Origin of the sequence: Ensifer sp. LC384 (assembly GCF_001695865.1) — a bacterium.
Taxonomy (GTDB): Bacteria; Pseudomonadota; Alphaproteobacteria; order Rhizobiales; family Rhizobiaceae; genus Ensifer.
On sequence record NZ_MBST01000007.1, the window covers coordinates 1 to 18,344 of the forward strand.

General features: G+C 63.2%; 16 protein-coding genes. 9 read left to right on the plus strand and 7 right to left on the minus strand.

The annotated features are described in order from the left end of the window. Nucleotides 1-164: 164 nt before the first annotated feature. Both BC363_RS08115 and BC363_RS08120 read right to left on the minus strand, forming a co-directional pair. Nucleotides 165-1,271: an ABC transporter substrate-binding protein gene (locus BC363_RS08115; RefSeq protein ID WP_065782406.1), complete on the minus strand. Its 1,107-nt coding sequence runs from the start codon at nucleotides 1,269-1,271 to the stop codon at nucleotides 165-167. A gap of 228 nt (nucleotides 1,272-1,499) precedes the next feature. Next, nucleotides 1,500-2,195: an HAD family hydrolase gene (locus tag BC363_RS08120; RefSeq protein ID WP_065782403.1), complete on the minus strand. Its 696-nt coding sequence runs from the start codon at nucleotides 2,193-2,195 to the stop codon at nucleotides 1,500-1,502. A 179-nt stretch (nucleotides 2,196-2,374) separates the two neighbouring features. On the opposite strand from BC363_RS08120, the gene BC363_RS08125 reads away from it, so the two are divergent. Further along, entirely contained in the window at nucleotides 2,375-3,043 is a 669-nt protein-coding gene (locus BC363_RS08125; protein WP_065782401.1) for a GntR family transcriptional regulator, read from the plus strand. A gap of 88 nt (nucleotides 3,044-3,131) precedes the next feature. Here the strand turns inward: BC363_RS08125 and BC363_RS08130 are convergent, their stop codons facing one another. Further along, nucleotides 3,132-3,812, minus strand: coding sequence for a winged helix-turn-helix domain-containing protein (locus BC363_RS08130; RefSeq protein ID WP_065782400.1), 681 nt, complete (start codon nucleotides 3,810-3,812; stop codon nucleotides 3,132-3,134). A gap of 80 nt (nucleotides 3,813-3,892) precedes the next feature. Between BC363_RS08130 and BC363_RS08135 the strand changes: the two genes are divergently transcribed. From BC363_RS08135 to BC363_RS08145, 3 genes are all read left to right on the plus strand, one after another. Continuing rightward, entirely contained in the window at nucleotides 3,893-4,213 is a 321-nt protein-coding gene (locus tag BC363_RS08135) for an NIPSNAP family protein (RefSeq protein WP_065782399.1), read from the plus strand. A gap of 4 nt (nucleotides 4,214-4,217) precedes the next feature. Further along, nucleotides 4,218-4,565, plus strand: a complete 348-nt coding sequence (locus BC363_RS08140; protein ID WP_065782398.1) for an antibiotic biosynthesis monooxygenase — start codon at nucleotides 4,218-4,220, stop codon at nucleotides 4,563-4,565. Nucleotides 4,566-4,702: 137 nt separating this feature from the next. Then, nucleotides 4,703-5,833, plus strand: coding sequence for a site-specific DNA-methyltransferase (locus tag BC363_RS08145; protein ID WP_065782396.1), 1,131 nt, complete (start codon nucleotides 4,703-4,705; stop codon nucleotides 5,831-5,833). Nucleotides 5,834-5,957: 124 nt separating this feature from the next. On the opposite strand, the gene BC363_RS08150 is transcribed toward BC363_RS08145, so the two are convergent. The 3 genes from BC363_RS08150 to mutY are packed head-to-tail and all read right to left on the minus strand — an operon-like array spanning nucleotide 5,958 to nucleotide 8,059. After that, a complete protein-coding gene (locus tag BC363_RS08150; protein ID WP_065782394.1) occupies nucleotides 5,958-6,317 on the minus strand; it encodes a nuclear transport factor 2 family protein in 360 nt (119 codons plus the stop codon). 12 nt (nucleotides 6,318-6,329) lie between these two features. Beyond that, the gene (locus BC363_RS08155) at nucleotides 6,330-6,947 is read right to left on the minus strand and encodes an HAD family phosphatase (RefSeq protein WP_065782392.1); all 618 of its coding nucleotides are present in this window, start codon (nucleotides 6,945-6,947) and stop codon (nucleotides 6,330-6,332) included. A 23-nt stretch (nucleotides 6,948-6,970) separates the two neighbouring features. After that, nucleotides 6,971-8,059, minus strand: coding sequence for an A/G-specific adenine glycosylase (gene mutY / locus BC363_RS08160; protein ID WP_065782390.1), 1,089 nt, complete (start codon nucleotides 8,057-8,059; stop codon nucleotides 6,971-6,973). Between the two features lie 93 nt (nucleotides 8,060-8,152). Here mutY and BC363_RS08165 point away from each other — a divergent pair, with 93 nt between their 5' ends. From BC363_RS08165 to smc, 3 genes are all read left to right on the plus strand, one after another. Next, a complete protein-coding gene (locus tag BC363_RS08165; protein WP_065782389.1) occupies nucleotides 8,153-8,659 on the plus strand; it encodes a DUF721 domain-containing protein in 507 nt (168 codons plus the stop codon). A 223-nt stretch (nucleotides 8,660-8,882) separates the two neighbouring features. After that, nucleotides 8,883-9,734 (plus strand): DsbA family protein, encoded by an 852-nt coding sequence (locus BC363_RS08170; RefSeq protein WP_083223450.1) that lies wholly within the window; start codon nucleotides 8,883-8,885, stop codon nucleotides 9,732-9,734. Between the two features lie 102 nt (nucleotides 9,735-9,836). Continuing rightward, complete coding sequence (smc, locus tag BC363_RS08175) at nucleotides 9,837-13,298, plus strand: chromosome segregation protein SMC (protein WP_065782387.1); 3,462 nt, start codon at nucleotides 9,837-9,839, stop codon at nucleotides 13,296-13,298. A 29-nt stretch (nucleotides 13,299-13,327) separates the two neighbouring features. On the opposite strand, the gene BC363_RS08180 is transcribed toward smc, so the two are convergent. Next, nucleotides 13,328-14,377, minus strand: a complete 1,050-nt coding sequence (locus BC363_RS08180) for an AraC family transcriptional regulator (protein WP_065782385.1) — start codon at nucleotides 14,375-14,377, stop codon at nucleotides 13,328-13,330. Nucleotides 14,378-14,547: 170 nt separating this feature from the next. Here BC363_RS08180 and BC363_RS08185 point away from each other — a divergent pair, with 170 nt between their 5' ends. Together BC363_RS08185 and ppdK are read left to right on the plus strand one after the other, a co-directional pair. Next, complete coding sequence (locus tag BC363_RS08185; RefSeq protein WP_083223449.1) at nucleotides 14,548-15,258, plus strand: hypothetical protein; 711 nt, start codon at nucleotides 14,548-14,550, stop codon at nucleotides 15,256-15,258. A gap of 140 nt (nucleotides 15,259-15,398) precedes the next feature. Continuing rightward, complete coding sequence (gene ppdK / locus BC363_RS08190) at nucleotides 15,399-18,065, plus strand: pyruvate, phosphate dikinase (RefSeq protein ID WP_065782383.1); 2,667 nt, start codon at nucleotides 15,399-15,401, stop codon at nucleotides 18,063-18,065. Nucleotides 18,066-18,344: the final 279 nt, after the last annotated feature.

Below are 18,344 nucleotides of genomic sequence, written 5' to 3' on the forward strand. Positions count from 1 at the left end.
CCGGCCATGGCGTGAGCCGGCGCGTCCTTCTTCACCTCCGCCAAAACACGGCCGTCAAAAACAACCCAATCCGCAAAACAAAACCCGCCGAAAAATCGACGGGTTTGTCAGCGGTCTGAACGCCGGGGCAAGCCCCGGCGTTCTCATTTGGTGACTATAAGAAACTACTCGGCAGCGACGCTCTTGCCGCCTTCCCACTTGTAGAGCGAGAAGGCCTGCGAGGTGAGGTCGCCGGCTTCGCCGTAGGTCAGCTTGCCGAGCACCGTGTCGATCGGCTCGCCGGACTTGATAGCGGTCGCAACCGCGGTCGCATCCTCGGCGGAGCCGGCCTTCTCGATGCCGGCCTTCAGGACCTGTACCGCCGCATAGGCGTTAAGGGTGAAGGCCTCAGCCGGAATGCTCTTCGCCTTCAGCGCCTCGACGGCCGGAGCCGACGCCGGGTTGCGGGTCGCGTCGCTGGCGTTGGTATAGGTCGTGCCCGTCGCAGCTTCGCCGCCGATTGCCCAGAACTCGGTGTTTGACAGGCCGTCGCCGCCGAAGATCTGCGCCGTCACGCCCTGGTCGCGCATCTGACGTGCCAGCAGACCGCCTTCCGGATGATAACCGCCGAAGTAGACGACATCGACCTTCTCCGCCTTCAGACGGGTGACGATGGCGCTGAAGTCCTTGTCGCCCGGATTAAGGCCTTCGTAGACGACTTCGGTGATGCCGCCGGCGTTGATCCCCTTCTTGAAGCCGTCGGCGAGGCCCTTGCCATAGGGAGCCTTGTCGTGCAGGACGGCGACGCGCTTGTCCTTGAGGTTCTTGACCACATGGGCTGCAGCGACCTCGGCCTGCTGGTCGTCACGGCCGCAGGTGCGCAGCACGTTCCAGAGGCCGCGGGTGGTCAGATCAGGCGTGGTTGCCGTCGGCGTCACCATAAGGATGCCGTTTTCGGCGAGCACGTCGGAAGCCGCCATCGAGGTGCCGGACAATACCGGGCCGACGACGAAGCGGATGCCTTCACCGGCCGCCTGGTTTGCGACCGACACGGCCTGCTTCGGGTCGCCGGCATCGTCGAGCATCTTCAGCACGATCTTCTCGCCGTTGATGCCTCCAGCCTTGTTGATCTCTTCCGCGGCCGTTTCCGCGCCGTTCTTTACCTGCTCGCCATAGGCCGCGACCGGGCCGGTGAGCGGCGTGATGACACCAACGGTGATATCGGCAAAGGCGAGCGGCCCGAAGGCGACGCTGGCTGCCAGGGTCAGGCCCGTCAACAGTGAAAGACGCATAGTGTTTCCTCCTAGAAATACCCCTGTGGGGCTTGCTTGATATGGCCCTCGTGCGCGGTGCGAAAACCGGGGAGATCTTCGGAGGGACAGCCATGGCACATCAATGTGACATCGTGTCCCTCGGCGCCTAATCGGACGCCCGCCGTGGTGGCCGAGAGCTTTTTCCCGCCCCGGTAAACGGCCGGGGCGAAAGGGGTCTGCAGGCGGCTTGAGCCCGGCTTTCCCGGATCAGGCCGTCATCGATTCCGACCACTCGGAAAGAGCGGCGATCACGCCCGGCAGCGCCGACATGCGCGAAATCACCGTTTCGGCACCCGCGTCGGTCAGCTGGTCGGCATGCGAGGGATGGGTGTGCGAGCCGCCGGTAAAGCCGACGACGCGCATGCCGGCCGCGCGCGCGCCATGGATGCCGTGCACGGAATCCTCGATGACCAGGACGCGAGAAGGGGCGACGCCCATCTGCTTGGCGCCGTGCAGGAAGATATCCGGCTTCGGCTTGACGCGGTCCGCTCCAAGGTCGCGGGCCGAATAGATATGGCGGCCGAAGTGGTCCTTGATACCGACCTTGCCGAGCATCATGGCAAGCCGCGCCGAGGTCGAGTTGGAGCAGATGCAGTGCGGCAGCGTCAGCTGCGCCAGCATCGGCTTGACGCCTTCGATGATTTTGAGGTCGCGTGCAAGGCGCTCGTCGAGGATCGTGTCGACCTTGCTGATGAGCGAGGCCGAAAGCGGGATGCTCGCTTCCTTTTCGATCTGCAGCAGCGTGTTCTGCCAGGTCATGCCTGCAAAGCGTTCGGCCATCTCCTCGACGCTGATCGGGTAGCCGGCTTCGGTCAGCAGAGCCGCCTCGACTTCCGAGGCGATGATCTCCGAATCGACGAGAACGCCGTCGCAATCGAAAATGATGAGGTCGATATCGTTCATTTGGGTCAGTTCCCTGGGAGAAGGAGGCGCCGCAGGCAGGGGGAGGGTCTCTTTCGCGGCGCGTGCTTTTGTACGCCGAAGGTTTATACGATGGCGGCCGAAATCTCAACCTTTGGAAATCGTCGAAAGGCCGTCGCCGCTTGCTCGACAGGCCCTGCCAGCACCTCTATCTGTAGCGGATGGACAAGCAACGGGACGATACCATCGCAAGCCGCATCAGCCGGGCACTGGCCGAGAGGATCATCTCGGGTGTGCTGACGCCGGGCGAGCGCTTGCGTCAGGATCACATTGCCGAGGAGTTCGGCGCCAGCCATGTGCCAGTGCGCGAGGCGTTCAGGCTCTTGGAGGCCCAGGGGCTCGCCGTTAGCGAACCGCGTCGCGGCGTCCGCGTTGCAGCGTTCGACCTCAAGGAAGTGCGCGAGGTTGCCGAGATGCGCGCGGTTCTCGAGGTGCTGGCGCTCCGTCATGCGATCCCGCATCTGACCGCTGCCATCCTCGATCGCGCCGAAGCGGCAACGGTCGCCGCGGACACGTCGCGTGACGTTCGCTCCTGGGAGGCTGCCAATCGCGCTTTCCACCGGCTGATCCTTGAGCCCTGCGCCATGCCGCGGCTGCTGGCCTCGATCGACGACCTGCATGCGGCCAGCGCCCGTTTTCTGTTTTCAGCCTGGCGGACCAGCTGGGAAGCGCGCACTGACCACGACCATCGTGCGATCCTGACTGCCCTGCGGGAAGGGCGAGGCGACGAGGCGGCAAAAATCCTCGAGCGCCATGTTGGCTGGATCGGCAAGACGCCAGTCAAGACCGCTGCCGGCGAGACGCGAGAGGCGTTTTCCATCGTCGGATAGGCGTTTGAACGCGGCTGCCGGCCTCTGCGGCCGCATTGCGCATAGCGGTTTTAGGGATGTCCTCGTGCGTGCAGGCCCGGACCCGTGTTCACTGCGGGAAGAGGTCTGAAAAGGCCTTCTCGCCGCTATCGGTGAAGCGGATGGCGCGGCTGTTGTTCTCGCGTTTTGCCCAGCCCTTGTCGAGGAAAAGCGTCAGCAGCGCCTCGCCGAGCGAGCCGGCGAGATGCGAGCGGCGCTCGCTCCAGTCGAGGCAGGTTCGGCAGATCGGCCGGCGGGATTTCTTGAGCGATGCGTAGTCTATGCCGAGTGCCTCGATGCGGATCTGGCCCGCATCGGTCAAGGCGAGATCGTCGCCCGCAACCTCGATCTGTTTTGCCGCGATCAGGCTGTCGAGCATGCGCACGCCATAGTCGCCAGCCAGGTGGTTGTAGCAGACGCGGGCCTTGCGCAGCGCCGGATCCTTGGGCCCGGGGCGATGCCGGTTCATGCCGCGGCTGGCGGCAAGCCCCATGAGGTTTTCCAGCATCAGGCCGACCTCGTCTTCGGCCAGCTGGTAATAGCGGTGACGGCCCTGTTTGCGCTGGGTCAGCAGGCCCCCGGCCTCGAGCTTGGAAAGATGCGAGCTCGCCGTTTGCAGCGTGATTCCGGCATGGGTGGCAAGCTCCGTCGGTGTCAGCGCCCGTCCGGCCATCAGTGCGGTCAGCATGTTGGCGCGGGCCGGATCGCCGATCAGCGAACCGATGAGTGCGATGTCTGGACCTTCTTTCATACTTCGATGGTAGTCGAAGCATTAAGAGCCGGCAAGCGGGCATAGTGGGTTCATCGAAAGACACAAACGAGGAACCGAAGATGATCACCTGCTTCATCCGCTATGAAATCGACCCCTTCAAGAAGGAGGAGTTCGCCGCCTATTCCCGTAACTGGGGCGAGGCGATCCCACGCTGCGGCGCCGATCTCATCGGTTACTTCGGGCCGCACGAAGGTTCGGCGACGACGGCCTACGGCGTCTACAATATCGACAGCCTTGCCGCCTACGAGGCGTATCGCGCCAGGCTTGCCGCCGACCCTTTGGGCCGCGAGAACTGTGCGTTCGCGCGCAAGGAACGTTTTATCCTGAAGGAGGATCGCATCTTCCTGAAAAACGTTTCGTCACCGGCTGGACAGGGTTGAACTCATGATCGCCGTTATTTTCGAAGTGCTGCCGGCTGAAGGCCGCCGCGACACCTATTTGGGTATTGCCGCCGACCTGCGCCCGCTGCTCGACGGCATCGACGGGTTCATTTCGATCGAGCGTTTTCAAAGCCTCGCCGATCCGAACAAGGTCCTGTCACTGTCGTTCTGGCGCGATGAGGCTGCCGTTAAGGAGTGGCGCAACGGCGCCGAGCACCGCGCCGCCCAGGATGCCGGTCGCCACGGCGTCTTTGCCGACTACCGGCTGCGCATCGCGTCGGTCGTTCGCGACTATGGCTTGAACGAGCGGCATCAGGCGCCGGTCGACAGCCGCGCTTTTCACGAGGCTTGACGGCCATCGGCAGGCGAACCGATTGGCGCTGCATCGTTAATACGAAATTTTCCTGATGGCCTTCAGGCTTTGGTAACCATCTTCGGTAACCATAAGCTCCATAGTCCGCCCCGAGTAAGCGTATTTGCGAGTTGTCCATGTCTTCAGTTGTTTCGCTTGCCGAAGTCTCCCGTTCCGCCCGTCCGCTGGGCTGGCTCGATTCCATCATCAAGGGTGACTGCGTCGCAGCGCTCAATGCGCTTCCCGACAATTCGGTCGATGTCGTTTTCGCCGATCCGCCCTACAACCTGCAGCTTGGCGGCATGCTGACCCGCCCCGACCAGTCGGTTGTCGACGCCGTCGATGACGAGTGGGACCAGTTCGCTTCCTTCGAAGCCTATGATGCCTTTACCCGCGCCTGGCTGCTGGCCTGCCGCCGCGTGCTGAAGCCGACCGGAACGCTCTGGGTCATCGGCTCCTACCACAACATCTTCCGCGTCGGCGCGATCCTGCAGGACCTGCATTTCTGGATCCTCAACGACATCATCTGGCGCAAGACCAACCCGATGCCGAACTTCAAGGGCCGTCGGTTCCAGAACGCCCATGAAACGCTGATCTGGGCGACGCCGAACGCCAACGCCAAGGGTTACACCTTCAACTACGATGCGATGAAGGCGGCCAATGACGACGTGCAGATGCGCTCCGATTGGCTGTTCCCGATCTGCTCGGGTCACGAGCGCCTGAAGGGCGACGACGGCAAGAAGGTGCACCCGACGCAGAAGCCGGAAGCGCTGCTTGCCCGAATCATGATGGCATCGACGAAGCCAGGCGACGTCATCCTCGACCCCTTCTTCGGCTCCGGCACCACCGGCGCCGTTGCCAAGCGGCTCGGCCGTCACTTCGTCGGCATCGAGCGCGAACAGGATTATATCGACGCGGCATCGGCACGCATTGACGCCGTCGAGCCGCTCGGCAAGGCCATGCTGTCGGTCATGACCGGCAAGAAGGCCGAACCGCGTGTGGCATTCAATGCACTGATCGAAAGCGGATTGATCAAGCCCGGCACCGTCTTGACCGACGCCAGGCGACGTCACAGCGCGATCGTGCGCGCCGACGGCACGCTTGCCTGCGGTGGCGAGGCCGGCTCCATTCATCGCCTGGGCGCCAAGGTCCAGGGTCTCGATGCCTGCAACGGATGGACATTCTGGCACTTCGAAGAAGGGAACACCCTGAAGCCCATCGACGAACTCAGAACCGTCATTCGAAATGACCTGGCAAAACTGAACTGATCAACCAGTTCCGCCAGGTCCTTCGAAAAGCGCTCTGCCCGGTTTTTGTGCCTTCAGTCCCGGAAGGAGAGCTTTAAACGCCCGGAACCCGCAAGGCTTCCGGGCGTTTGTATTTCCGGAATTGTCAATCGTCGTCAAAAACCTCGATCGCGACGATCCGTCCTTCCGCGTCGAAATGAAGAAATTCGACACCCGATCGTTTGAGCCGCTGGCCGGTCTTTGCATTCGTTGCCACCAGGTGCCACTTGGCTCGCGCCGAAGACGGCGAAAGCGTTTCGATCAAGCTGTCTTCGGCCACCTGGTCCGGATAAATCAGAAAATAGTCGCGAAAGGCGGAGACGATTGCGGCCCGTCCGGCAAGTACGCCGACGCCATTTGAGATATAGCGTGCATCCTCGGAGAACGCGTCGGTTATCGCCGGGAAGTCGAGCGCGTTGATCGCGGCATGGTAGCGCGCGGTCAGCGCTGAGGGATCGCCGGGCATTGCGGCACCCGATCAACGCTGGATGCCATAGGCGGCGAGATCGGCCTTCAGTTTTTCCGGGTCGGTGAAATGCACCGCGTGCCAGCCGGCCAGGCGTGCGCCCTCGACATTGGGCATGCTGTCATCGATGAACAGTGTTGCCGGTGGATCGAGGTCGAATGTGCGGGCGTGGGTCTCGTAGATCGCGACATCCGGCTTGATCAGGCCGACATCGCCCGACACGGTGACGCCGCGCGGCAGGGTCAGGAACGGATAGAGCTGCTGCGCTTCGCGGAACGTATCGGAAGCGAAGTTGGTCAGCATCGTCACGTCGCGGCCCTCGGCGATCAGGTTTTCCATCAAAGAAACCGTTTCGACATAGGCGTGCGGCACCATCTCATGCCAATGTTTGCGGAAGGCGCGGATATGCTCCTCCCGTTCAGGATGATCCTTGATCAGCAGTGCCTCGGCTTCTTCCCAGGAGCGGCCACGGTCCTGCTCGATATTCCAGTCGTGGGTGCAGACATTGGCGAAGAACCATTGCCGCTCCGCTTCGTCGGGAATGATGCGGCTGAAGGGCAGGTTCGGGTCGTAGTGGATCAGCACCCTGCCGATGTCGAAGACGATGTGGCGGATTTCGATGCTGCTCATGAACTGTTCCTCGTTCGATACTCTCAGCGCTCGCCTTTGAAGGCATCCGGTATCGCCCGGGCGATCGCTTTTTTCATAACCGTCGGCAACGCCTGCGCTTTCAGCGAAGAGACCGGTTCCCACCAGCCGTCGTTTCCAGTCTCGGCGCGCGCGACATTGGCCCGGTACACCGACAGGCGCAACTCGAAATGCGTAAACACATGGGTAATGGTGCCGCAGTCTTCCCAGGCGGCTGCAAAGGGCTGCGACTCCACCGAAGTCTCGCCGTCGTGCCGTGCCGTCCACGCGGTGCCGGGCACTTCGGTCATGCCGCCGAGAAGGCCGGTTTCGCAGCGCTTGCGCAGATAGACGGTGTCGCAGGCATCGATCGCCACGAAGGCGGCGCCGAGCCTCAGCGGCTTGTCCTTCTTCTTCGCCTTGCGCGGAAAGGTCTCGGGATCGGCGACGGAAAGCGCCAGACAGTGCGGCCGGAACGGACAGAGCGAGCAGGCGGGGCGCTTCGGCGTGCAGATCGTCGCGCCGAGATCCATCATCGCTTGGGCGAAATCGCCGGGCCTGTCGGCGGGCGTCAAGGCCGCGACGAGCCCGCGCATTTCCGGCTTGGCCGCCGGCAGCGGCGTTTCGATGGCATAGAGCCGTGAGATCACCCGCTCGACATTGCCGTCAAGCACAGCACTTTGGCGGTTGAAGGCGATGGCGGCGACGGCCGCTGCGGTATAGTCGCCGATGCCGGGCAGGGCCTTCAGCCCTTCCTCCGTGTCGGGGAAGCGGCCGCCATGATCGCGCGCCACCGCCTCGGCGCATTTCTTCAGATTGCGCGCCCTTGCGTAGTAGCCGAGCCCGGCCCAGGCCTTCATCACGTCCTCGTTGTCGGCGACGGCGAGATCTTCGACCGCTGGCCACAACGTCAGGAACTTCTCGAAATAGGCCTTCACCGCCTGCACGGTCGTCTGCTGCAGCATGACCTCCGACATCCAGATATGGTACGGATTGGCGACCACACCCTGACGCGCCATCGACGGTGAAACCCGCCACGGAAGTTCGCGGTGGTGCCGGTCGTACCATTCAAGAAGAAGCGGGGCGGCCTTCGCCGCCGTGATCGTATTTGCCATGATTTGCCGGAGGTTCCTTTTCCGGCTTATACTTGGCGAAGGCGAGCCGGCGCATCAAGGCTCAATCGACATTGCATACAGAAAGTCGCGTTCGTGAGTGAACAGAAGTCCCGCAGGGGTGTGATCCAGATCGCCGAGGTCGCCAACGGCCTGATTGATCCGGTGCTCGCCAAGCGCGCCGGCATCAACACCATGCTGCTCGGCTCCTGGGACGAGATCGCCGGCGCTGATTTCGCCGACTGCACCCGGCCGGAAAAGATCGCCTGGCCGCGCCGTGCCTCCGAAATTGCCGGCGAGGGCGGTCATCAACCCGGCGTCCTCACCGTTGCCTGCGAAGGCGCGCGTGCACTGTTTCTCACTCACGCCCAGGGCGAGCTGATCCAGCGCATCAACGGCTTCTTCGGCTTTTACGCGATCGGCCAACTGCGGATCGTGCAAAAGCCGGTATCGCCGCCGCCCAGACGCAATCGCACGCCACGCCCGCTTTCCGGCGAACCGGCCCGCCGGCTCGAAACCATGGTCGAGGGTATCGAGAGCGAAGAACTGAAGGCGGCGCTGCGGCGGCTCGGGACCGCGGTCATGTCGCCACGCCGGCGCTGAAGCGCGTCGCGATCTTTCAGGTCCGCTTGCCGCACTTTACGCTCCTGTTTTTGTGCATGTCGTTATCGCAAAGCCGCTGCACACCTTTGCGCGACATGCATCAGGCAGCACCATCAGCCGGTCACAATTCTTTGAATTCTGTTGAAACGCTTCCCCTTGCCGCCCTGCGCGCGGCAAGATATCGAATCCGCACTGCAATTCCCTCCGAACACGGGTAAAATTCATGTCCGCTTCCGCACTGAACCTTTCGAAACGCCTGCTCAGCGGTGTTGCCATCGCGACCGTCGCTCTTGTGCTTGCCGCCTGCAGCGACGAGAAGAAGGAGCAGGCTTCGGCGAGCCCGACCGAAACCACGGAAACGGCCGCCAAAGCCGATGCTAAGCCTGCCGACGCCAAGCCGGCGGACGCGACGACGACCGCTTCGACGACGGCTGCTCCGACAACGACCACGGAAGCCAAGCCCGCCGGCACCGAAGTTGCCCAGTCGACTGCCGCTCCGGCAAAGGTCGAGCTGCCGAGCTCGGAAGGCTCCGTCGACATGGCCAAGCTGCTCGAACCCGGCGCGCTGCCGGAAATGGCGATCGGCGATGCCAACGCCCCGGTAACGATCGTCGAATACATGTCGATGACCTGCCCGCATTGCGCCGCCTTCCACAACAACACTTTCGAAGCAATCAAGGCGAAGTACATCGACAGCGGCAAGGTTCGTTTCGTCCTGCGCGAATTCCCGTTCGATCCGCGCGCCGCTGCCGCCTTCATGCTGGCGCGTTGCGCCCCCGAGGGCCAGTATTTCCCGATGATCTCGATGCTGTTCAAGCAGCAGCAGCAGTGGGCTGCCGCGCCGAATGGTCGCGATGCATTGCTGCAGATGTCCAAACTTGCCGGTTTTACACAGGAGACCTTCGAGTCCTGCTTGACGAACCAAAAACTTCTGGATGATGTGAACGCAGTTATGCAGAGGGGCGCAAAGGACTTTGGCGTGCAATCGACGCCGACCTTCTTCGTCAATGGAGAGCACTATTCTGGGGATATGTCGGTTGACGTTATGTCGGCCCTCATCGACAGCAAGCTCTGATCCTTCGCTTTTCCTGAAAACGGGCGACGGCAGCAGCCGTGCGCCCGTTTTTTATGCTCGGAGGTTGGGTGAAGAGGGGCGTTCTGCGCCAGCGTCCGCCGCATGAAGTTCAACAAGCTTCGTCTGCTCGGCTTCAAATCCTTCGTCGAACCCAGCGAATTCATCATCGAGCGCGGTCTGACCGGCATCGTCGGCCCGAACGGCTGCGGCAAGTCGAACCTTGTCGAGGCACTACGCTGGGTGATGGGGGAAAACTCCTACAAGAACATGCGCGCGTCCGGCATGGATGACGTGATCTTTTCAGGCTCCGGCAATCGCCCGGCGCGCAACACCGCCGAAGTCGGCCTCTACCTCGACAACAGCGATCGCACGGCGCCTGCCGCCTTCAACGACAGCGACGAAATCCAGGTGACGCGCCGCATCGAGCGCGAGCAGGGCTCGGTCTACAGGATCAACGGCAAGGAAGCGCGCGCCAAGGATGTGCAGCTGCTGTTTGCCGACGCATCCACTGGCGCCCGCTCGCCGTCGATGGTCGGCCAGGGCCGCATCGGTGAACTGATTGCGGCAAAGCCGCAGGCCCGACGCCAGCTACTTGAAGAGGCGGCCGGCATTTCCGGCCTGCATTCGCGCCGGCACGAGGCGGAGCTGCGGCTGAAGGCGGCCGAGACCAACCTTGAGCGTCTGGACGACGTCACCTCTCAGCTCGAAAGCCAGATCGAGAGCCTGAAACGGCAAGCGCGCCAGGCCAATCGCTTCAAGATGCTGTCTGCCGATATCCGCAAGCATGAGGCGATCCTGTTCCACATCCGCTGGGTTCAGGCCAAGGAAGCCGAAGCCGAGGCGACCAGCCAGCTCAACCAGGTGACGGCACTCGTCGCCGAAAAGGCACAGGCCCAGATGCAGGCCGCCAAGGATCAGGCGATTTCCAGCCTGAAACTGCCGGAGCTGCGCGAGAACGAGGCGAAACTGGCCGCCGCATTGCAGCGCCTGCAGATCGCCCGGTCGCAGCTTGAGGAAGATGCCGGCCGCATCCTGCGCCGCCGCGACGAGCTGCAGCGCCGCCTGGCGCAGCTGGCCGAGGACATCGCCCGCGAGGAACGCCTCGTTGCCGACAACGCCGGCATTCTCGCCCGTCTCGACGAAGAAGACGAGGAACTGCGCGAGCTGCTCGCCGAGGCTGACGATCGGGCAAGTGAAGCCCAGGAACGGCTCGAAGAGGCGAACGAAAAGCTTGTCGTGAGCGAGACCGATCTGGGCCGACTGACCGCCGAGCGCGCCGAGGCGCAGGCCGGTCGCAACCAGCTGGAGCGCGCGCTGCGCGATCTCTCGGAGCGACAGGCACGACTTGCCCGCCAGCTCTCCGATCAGGCCCGCGATCTTGACGAACTCGATAGGCAGATGTCGACGCTGCCGGATCCGCACGAAAAGCAGGGCCAGGTCGAAGTGGCCGAGGCCGCACTCGAAGAAGCCGAGGCGAATGTCGCTGACATCGAGGAAGCCCTTGCCGACACCCGCCGTGCCGAGGCTGACGCCCGCCCGCCGGTCGATCGGGCACGGGCCGTCTTGAACGGCATCGAGACCGAGGCGCGCACGATCCGCCGCATGCTCGAAGCCGCCGGCGGTGGCGCCTATCCGGCTGTTGTCGAGGAGATGAAGGTCGACCGCGGCTTCGAGACGGCGCTGGGTGCGGCGCTTGGCGATGATCTCGATTCGCCACTCGATAGCGCGGCCCCAGCCCACTGGCGCACACCGGGCGACCATTCCGGCGATGCCGCCTTGCCGCAAGGTGTGCGCTCGCTGATCGATCATGTTCGCGCGCCACAGGCGCTAACGCGTGCCTTGAGCCAGATCGGCATCGTCGACAGCGAGGCGGAGGCCGAGCGGCTGATGCTGCTGTTGAAACCCGGCCAAAGCCTGGTGACGAAGCAGGGCTCCGTTTGGCGCTGGGACGGGCATGTCACTGGTTCCGAAGCGCCAAGTGCTGCAGCATTGAGGCTGGCCCAGAAAAACCGTCTTGCCGAACTCGACGCGGAGGCGGACGACGCCGGCGAGGCGCTCCGCCGTGCCGAGGCCGATCTTGCCGCAGCCGGATCGCGTATCCGTGCCGAGGACGAGCGGTTGAGGCTTGCGCGCGATACCCAGCGCATGATCACACGGCAGCTCGGCGAAGCCCGCGATGCGCTGGCGGCGGCCGAGCGCGCATCCGGCGATCTCTCGCGCCGCCGTGCGGTTGTTGCTGAAACCAAGAGCCAGCTCGAAAGCCAGCTCGAAGAGGTTGCCGAGCAGATCGAGACGGCCAACGACGCTCTTGCCGACGCGCCCGATCTCTCAGAACTCGAGCTGAAACTGCGCGCGCAAACGGCAGATGTCGCGGCCGACCGCGCTGCGGTTGCCGAAAGGCGTGCGGCCCATGACGGACTTGCGCGTGAGAACGAGGCGCGCCAGCGGCGGATCACGGCGATATCAGGCGAGCGCCAGACCTGGAAGGCTCGGGCGGCCAGCGCCGAGGAGCATATCGCCACCCTCAGGGATCGCGAGGCGGAAGCGCGCGATGAGGTGGAAGAACTGATGGACGCGCCCGACGAGTTCGAGGACAAGCGGCGCGCGCTGATGAACGAATTGCAGAAGGCCGAGGCTTCGCGCCGCGAGGCCGCCGATATCCTGGCCGAGGCCGAGGGCCGCCAGCGCGAGGCCGACCGCATGGCCGCAACCGCGCTTTCTGAACTGGCGGAATCGCGCGAAAAGCGCGGTCGCGCCGAGGAACGGCTGGTGTCGAGCCGCGAGCGCCGCGTCGAGATCGAGGCCCGCATCCACGAAGCGCTTTCCTGCGCCCCGCATGAGGTGATGCGGCTGACCGGGCTTGCCGTTGACGAGGCGCTGCCGGACATGCGCAATGTCGAACGCGAACTGGAGCGGCTGAAGATCGAGCGCGAGCGTCTTGGCGCCGTCAACCTTCGGGCCGAAGAGGAACAGAAGGAGCTCTCCGAGCGGCTGGCGCTCCTGTTAAAGGAGCGGGACGACGTCATCGAAGCGATCCGCAAATTGCGCAGCGCCATCCAGAACCTCAACCGCGAGGGTCGCGAGCGGCTGATCGTCGCCTTCGACGTGGTCAACGCCCAGTTCCAGCGCCTCTTCACCCATCTCTTCGGCGGCGGCACGGCCGAGCTGCAACTGATCGAGAGCGACGACCCGCTTGAAGCGGGCCTTGAAATCCTCGCTCGCCCGCCGGGCAAGAAGCCACAGACCATGACGTTGCTGTCGGGTGGTGAACAGGCGCTGACGGCGATGGCGCTGATCTTCGCCGTCTTCCTCACCAACCCGGCGCCGATCTGCGTTCTCGACGAAGTCGATGCACCACTCGACGACCACAATGTCGAGCGCTATTGCAACCTGATGGACGAGATGGCGGCTTCGACCGAGACCCGCTTCGTCATCATCACCCACAATCCTATCACCATGGCTCGCATGAACCGCCTGTTCGGCGTCACCATGGCGGAGCAGGGTGTGTCCCAGCTCGTTTCCGTCGACCTGCAGACGGCAGAGCGGCTGCGCGAAGTGGTCTAACGCATATCGCGCAAAAGTGTGGCTGCGCTCTATGCCGCTTCCCGAAGATCGGGAATGCGCTGTTGCTCGCGCCAGGAGGAAGGGCTCTTGCCGGTGACGCGCAGGAATTCGCGGTTGAAGTTCGATTTCGTCAGGAAACCGGCCTCGAAGGCGACCTGCGTGATCGCCTCGTCGGTCGTCAGAAGCAGCCGGCAGGCTTCCTCCACCCGGTAGTTGTTGACGTATTGCGAGACGCTGATGCCGTGGATCCGGTTGATGGCGTTGGAAATGCGCCGTGCCGGCACGCCGAGCTTGCGGGCGATCCGTGACAGGTTGAGTTCGAGATCCTTGTAGAGTGCCTTCTTGCGCATCAGTTCCTGGACTGCGTTTACGACTTCGGCATCTTCTTCCGTTGCGGCGCGCTCTTGCGGCGAAGGCGTCGTCTCCTGGCGTTCGCAGTCGGTGGATGTGTCGAAGCTTGCGATCGACGCCGCGGTGCCGAGTATGAGCAGAGCGAGCACGTTGCCGGCCGCCACGATCGCGCCGGAATAGGCGCCACCATTGCGCATCTGGTCGAAGCCGATGGCGACGTCGCTGAGAGCTGACGCAACGAGCGCCCATCCGGTGATCTGCAGCGAGTGGTATGATCGAAGCACGCCGTCGAGGCGCGATGTGACCAGTCCATTCGGTCCCTGCCGCGCAAGCCAGAGCAAGGCAATGCCGTAGCCGAGAAAGAACAGGATGATTGCGGTGCCGACCGCATCGCGCCAGGCAAACATCATGACCCCGACAATGAGCGCGGGCAGGAGGTGCCAGGCGATCGGCCCCAGGCGTGGCTGGCTGTCGCTTGCCAGGCTGCTGAAACATACCCACGCCAAGGCCGCGTTGAAGGTCGCAAGCATCGCCTGTGCCGGCAGAATGGCGCGAAAATCGTAGCCCCACCGGATGCCGATCAGCACGGATTGCAGCGCATAGGCACACGCGAGCAGCAGGAACAGGCGCTGCTCGAATGTCATGGTCTCGTCTCGTTGCGACAGCATGCGGACGATCACGATGAGCAGCAGCAGGGAAACGACGAAGGGTAGCGGCACGAACAACATGAGCGGATGGATTCTTCGGAGGGGACGGTGGAGACGACAGATGCAGGCGATGATGCCCTTGATTGCGTTCACGGTCGACCCAAAACGCGATCAAGGTCGCCGCTACGTTCGATGTCGGGCGAGCTATTCCGGTCCGGCGATGGTGCCGGATCGAACGAATGGAGCGTCACATGTTGATCGCATTGCCAGCAATGGTCCTTGCCCCCATCCTTCTCGTCGCCATGACGCGCAATGCCGAGACATCGGCGACCGAGATCGATATCGCCGGCGTCACGGCAGTTGTCGCGAAGGGGGAGGCAAGCGCAATCGAACTCACCAGCAATGAGGCATTGCCCTACAGGGCCTCTGCCCGCAGCCGCCGTTCCGGTTGGTTTGCTCCCTTCTATTCCAGCTGGTTCTATAGCGACTGCGTATCGGACAGCCGGATGCGCGTCGAAGGTTCCACCCTTTACATCGATGTGGCGGCGCCGTCCTGGCCGGAACTGGAGGACTGCAAGGTCGAGCTTCACGTCAACCTGAAAAAAGGCGCAACGGTCTCGATCGAGCAACCGGCATTCCAGGCGAGGCTTGACGGTGAATTTTCGACGGTTGTCCTCAAGGGCAAGGCGGCAGACGTTTCGATCGAGGGGCATGTCGGACAGGCCAGGCTCGATGTAGACGCCCTGCGGGCGCGGCTGATCTATGAAAAGACGCAGCAATCCGAGACCGTGGAGATCTCCGGAAAGGTGCTCGACATTCATCTTGGCTTCGATACGGCAAGTTTCATCGATTATCAGGTGGCGGCCACGGCCTCCTGGGTCGACAGTTCGCGAACGGCGATCCCCGGTGCCAAACCACAAGTTCGCATCAACGGAGAGATGGTGCGTGCCACGATCCGCTGAGCCTCGCCTTCCACCCACGGTGCGCGCGACAGTCGCGAAAAAATGATGCGCTGCAGCATAAAACTTCGGCGGGTGCATTTCCAGGCCGAAGCATATACTGTAAATCGTCATAAAAGACTGTTTCTGGGTGGAGAGCAGGCATGAGGAAATGGGTTTATACCTTCGGTGGGGGCAAGGCCGAGGGGCGTGCGGGTGATCGTGACCGGCTGGGCGGCAAGGGTGCGAACCTTGCCGAAATGTGCAGTCTCGGCCTGCCGGTGCCGCCGGGACTGACCATCATCACCGATGCCTGCAACAGCTATTTCGACAATGGCCGTGAAATACCCGAGGGCCTGCACGATCAGGTCCGCGAAGGCATTCGCCGGATGGAGGAGGTCACCGGCCGGATCTTCGGCGACATCAAGCGCCCGCTGCTGCTTTCCGTGCGCTCCGGCGCCCGTGCCTCTATGCCCGGCATGATGGACACGGTCTTGAACCTCGGCCTCAACGACCAGTCGGTGCATGCGCTCGGCCACGACGCCGGCGATGCGCGCTTTGCCTGGGATAGCTACCGCCGTTTCATCCAGATGTATGGCGACGTCGTCATGGGCGTCGACCATGATGTGTTCGAGGAGATCCTGGAAGACGAGAAGGCCCGCCTCGGCCACGAGCAGGATACCGAGCTCTCCGCGGTCGAATGGCAGCATGTCATCAGCCGCTACAAGGAAGCGATCGAGGAAGCGCTCGGCGAGCCGTTTCCGCAGGATCCGGAAATTCAGCTCTGGGGTGCCATCGGCGCCGTCTTCTCCAGCTGGATGAACCCGCGCGCCATCACCTACCGCCATCTGCACAGCATCCCGGCGGGCTGGGGCACGGCGGTCAACGTCCAGGCGATGGTCTTCGGCAATCTCGGCAATTCGTCAGCGACCGGCGTCGCGTTTACCCGCAACCCGTCGACGGGAGAAAACGAGCTTTACGGCGAGTTCCTCGTCAATGCGCAGGGCGAGGATGTCGTTGCCGGCATCCGCACGCCGCAAAACATCACCGAGGCCGCCCGTATTGCGTCCGGCTCCGACAAGCCGTCGCTCGAAAAGTTGATGCCGGAGGCCTTCGCCGAATTCCGCGCGATCTGCGACAAGCTCGAGCACCACTATCGCGACATGCAGGATCTCGAATTCACCATCGAGCGCGGCACCCTCTGGATGCTGCAGACACGCTCGGGCAAGCGCACGGCCAAGGCCGCTCTGAGGATAGCCGTCGACATGGCGGAGGAGGGACTGGTCTCGAAGGACGAGGCGGTCGCCCGCATCGATCCGGCTTCGCTCGACCAGTTGCTGCACCCGACGATCGATCCGCATGCGCGCCGCGATATCATCGGTTCCGGCCTGCCGGCTTCGCCGGGAGCTGCGACCGGCGAGATCGTGTTCACCTCGGAAGAAGCCGTTCAGGCAGACAAGGAAGGCCGCAAGGTCATTCTCGTGCGCATCGAGACCAGTCCGGAAGACATCCACGGCATGCACGCCGCCGAAGGCATCCTCACCACGCGCGGTGGTATGACCAGCCACGCCGCGGTGGTGGCGCGCGGCATGGGCACCCCTTGTGTCTCCGGTGCCGGCAGCATCCGCGTCGATCTGCGCAACGAGTTGCTGATCACCCCCAGCGTGACCCTGAAGAAGGGCGATATCATCACGATCGACGGCTCATCCGGCCAGGTGCTGAAAGGTGCAATCGCCATGCTTCAGCCGGAACTGTCGGGCGACTTTGGAAAGATCATGGCCTGGGCGGACGCCAGCCGCCGCATGACCGTGCGCACCAACGCCGAAACGCCGGCCGATGCGCGTGCCGCCCGCTCCTTCGGTGCCGAGGGCATCGGCCTTTGCCGTACCGAGCACATGTTCTTCGAGGACGGCCGGATCAATGTCATGCGCGAGATGATCCTGGCGGAAGACGAGGCAGGCCGACGGTTGGCGCTTGCCAAGCTGCTGCCGATGCAGCGCTCGGACTTCGTAGAACTCTTCTCCATCATGCACGGGCTGCCGGTGACGATCCGCCTGCTCGACCCGCCGCTGCACGAATTCCTGCCGAAGACCGACGAGGAGATCGCCGACGTTGCCGGCGTCTTGTCGCTTGATCCGTCAGCCCTGCGTCAGCGCGTCGACCAGTTGCACGAGTTCAACCCGATGCTCGGCCACCGCGGCTGCCGATTGGCGATCTCCTATCCGGAGATCGCCGAGATGCAGGCCCGCGCCATCTTCGAGGCGGCGGTCGAAGCCGCGCACGAAACCGGTGCTCCTGTCGTGCCTGAAATCATGGTGCCGCTCGTCGGCCTGCGCGCCGAACTCGACTACGTCAAGGAGCGCATCGATGCGGTGGCAAAGGCGGTAATCGGCGAAGCCGGCATCGAAATCGACTATCTCGTCGGTACGATGATCGAGCTGCCGCGCGCTGCCCTGCGCGCCCATGTGATCGCGGAAGCAGCCGACTTCTTCTCGTTTGGTACCAACGACCTGACGCAGACGACATTCGGCATTTCGCGGGACGACGCCTCGCAGTTTCTGGCCACGTACCAGCAGAGGGGCATCATCGAGCAGGACCCCTTCGTCTCGCTCGACTTCGATGGCGTCGGCGAACTGATCCAGATTGCTGCGGAGCGTGGGCGTCGGACCAAGAACGGACTGAAGCTCGGCATCTGCGGCGAGCATGGCGGCGATCCGGCCTCGATCCGCTTCTGCGAAGAAACAGGTCTCGACTATGTCTCCTGTTCGCCCTTCCGCGTGCCGATCGCCCGGCTGGCCGCCGCGCAGGCGGCGATCAACGGCAAGGCGTGAGGCGTCATCGACGCCCCTTACAAGGTCAACGCCCGGGAGCGCGGTGCCCCGGGCGTTGGTATACAGTTTCAGACTTAGAGCGCGTCGCGATCTCTACAGCGACCTTTGCGCGTCTTATCAGACGCGCAAAGGTCGCTGTAGCACTTTGAATTACTGCATGTTTTTGTCCTTAAATCGAATACGATTTAAGGAAACATGAAGTAGGATTCGCTTACTGCGCTTTAAGCTCTCATTTTTGCGCGTGTCGTTATCGCAAAACCGCTGCGCACATTTGCGCGA

Excerpts from the sequence above, each read along its gene's own strand:
- BC363_RS08115 (WP_065782406.1), bottom strand. The coding sequence starts at position 1,271 with ATGCGTCTTTCACTGTTGACGGGCCTGACCCTGGCAGCCAGCGTCGCC.
- BC363_RS08120 (WP_065782403.1), bottom strand. The coding sequence starts at position 2,195 with ATGAACGATATCGACCTCATCATTTTCGATTGCGACGGCGTTCTCGTC.
- BC363_RS08125 (WP_065782401.1), top strand. The coding sequence starts at position 2,375 with ATGGACAAGCAACGGGACGATACCATCGCAAGCCGCATCAGCCGGGCA.
- BC363_RS08130 (WP_065782400.1), bottom strand. The coding sequence starts at position 3,812 with ATGAAAGAAGGTCCAGACATCGCACTCATCGGTTCGCTGATCGGCGAT.
- BC363_RS08135 (WP_065782399.1), top strand. The coding sequence starts at position 3,893 with ATGATCACCTGCTTCATCCGCTATGAAATCGACCCCTTCAAGAAGGAG.
- BC363_RS08140 (WP_065782398.1), top strand. The coding sequence starts at position 4,218 with ATGATCGCCGTTATTTTCGAAGTGCTGCCGGCTGAAGGCCGCCGCGAC.
- BC363_RS08145 (WP_065782396.1), top strand. The coding sequence starts at position 4,703 with ATGTCTTCAGTTGTTTCGCTTGCCGAAGTCTCCCGTTCCGCCCGTCCG.
- BC363_RS08150 (WP_065782394.1), bottom strand. The coding sequence starts at position 6,317 with ATGCCCGGCGATCCCTCAGCGCTGACCGCGCGCTACCATGCCGCGATC.
- BC363_RS08155 (WP_065782392.1), bottom strand. The coding sequence starts at position 6,947 with ATGAGCAGCATCGAAATCCGCCACATCGTCTTCGACATCGGCAGGGTG.
- mutY (WP_065782390.1), bottom strand. The coding sequence starts at position 8,059 with ATGGCAAATACGATCACGGCGGCGAAGGCCGCCCCGCTTCTTCTTGAA.
- BC363_RS08170 (WP_083223450.1), top strand. The coding sequence starts at position 8,883 with ATGTCCGCTTCCGCACTGAACCTTTCGAAACGCCTGCTCAGCGGTGTT.
- smc (WP_065782387.1), top strand. The coding sequence starts at position 9,837 with ATGAAGTTCAACAAGCTTCGTCTGCTCGGCTTCAAATCCTTCGTCGAA.
- BC363_RS08180 (WP_065782385.1), bottom strand. The coding sequence starts at position 14,377 with ATGTTGTTCGTGCCGCTACCCTTCGTCGTTTCCCTGCTGCTGCTCATC.
- BC363_RS08185 (WP_083223449.1), top strand. The coding sequence starts at position 14,548 with ATGTTGATCGCATTGCCAGCAATGGTCCTTGCCCCCATCCTTCTCGTC.
- ppdK (WP_065782383.1), top strand. The coding sequence starts at position 15,399 with ATGAGGAAATGGGTTTATACCTTCGGTGGGGGCAAGGCCGAGGGGCGT.